Source organism: Pseudomonas sp. 05N434 (assembly GCF_056396965.1).
Genome location: NZ_JBFTMK010000851.1, coordinates 1 through 1376, shown reverse-complemented (window position 1 = coordinate 1376; position 1376 = coordinate 1). Strand labels below are relative to the sequence as shown.

Here is a 1376-nt window from a genome sequence, read left to right as displayed (position 1 = left end):
GTGTTGTTGGTGGACGATCAGGCGATGATCGGCGAGGCGGTGCGCCGTGGTCTGTCGAACGAAGAAAACATTGACTTCCACTTCTGCGCCGACCCGCACCAGGCCATCGCCCAGGCGATCCGCATCAAGCCGACGGTGATCCTTCAGGATCTGGTCATGCCCGGCCTGGACGGCCTGAGCCTGGTGCGCGAATACCGTAATCACCCGGCGACCAAGGACATTCCGATCATTGTCCTGTCGACCAAGGAAGACCCGCTGATCAAGAGCGCGGCGTTTGCCGCCGGGGCCAACGATTACCTGGTCAAGCTGCCGGACAACATCGAACTGGTGGCGCGCATCCGCTATCACTCGCGCTCCTACATGACCCTGCTGCAGCGTGACGCGGCGTACCGTGCGTTGCGGGTCAGCCAGCAACAGTTGCTCGACACCAACCTGGTGCTGCAACGCTTGATGAACTCCGACGGCCTGACCGGGCTGTCGAACCGTCGGCACTTCGACGAATACCTGGAACTGGAGTGGCGGCGTTCGTTGCGTGACCAGACGCAATTGTCGTTGCTGATGATCGATGTCGACTATTTCAAGTCCTACAACGACAGTTTTGGCCACCTCGAAGGCGATGAAGCCTTGCGCAAAGTCGCCACGGCCATTCGCGACGCCAGCGCCAGGCCATCGGACCTGCCGGCCCGTTACGGCGGCGAAGAGTTCGTCCTGGTCTTGCCCAACACCTCGCCGGGCGGTGCGCGGCTGGTGGCGGAAAAACTGCGCCAGACCGTGGTCGGATTGAAGATCCCGCACGTTTTCCCGACCGAAGGTTCGTGCCTGACCATCAGCATCGGCCTGTCGACCGTGATCCCGCAGCCGGGCAGCGACTGCCGGCAATTGATCTTGGCGGCGGACAAGGGGCTGTACCTGGCGAAGAACAATGGGCGCAATCAGGTGGGAATTGAGTAACCCGCTGACTGTAGCGCTGTAGCAGCTGCCGAGCCCGCGAGGCTGCGTTCGAGGACGAAGTCCTCGCAAGTCCTGTGTATGCGGTTTGCCTGAATGACCGCGTTGTCTGACTTTACGACGGCTGCGCCGCCGAACGCAGCCTCGCGGGCTCGGCAGCTGCTACGGGCCCCCCGCGTTATTCCGTAAACCATTCGCCCCTAAAGCCGCCAGGCGGGCTGCCTTGACAGCGTGATTACGTTATACTCGCCGGCTTTCAAAAGTTCGCCAACGAGTGCTGCCCGCCATGGAAATCAACCCGATCCTTAACAGTRTCAAGGACCTGTCCGAGCGCTCCGAAACTATTCGGGGGTATCTTTGACTACGATCAAAAGCATGAGCGTCTGACCGAAGTCAATCGCGAGCTTGAAGATCCGAGTGTCTGGAAC

The 1376-nt window shown here is 60.7% G+C and carries 1 protein-coding gene and 1 pseudogene; both read left to right on the top strand.

From position 1 onward, the window contains the following. On the top strand, positions 1-951 hold a 951-nt coding region (locus tag AC1DLB_RS30085; protein WP_477786292.1), incomplete at its 5' end, for a diguanylate cyclase domain-containing protein. Between the two features lie 283 nt (positions 952-1234). Then, a pseudogene (prfB, locus tag AC1DLB_RS30080) lies at positions 1235-1376 on the top strand (peptide chain release factor 2); the annotation flags it as partial.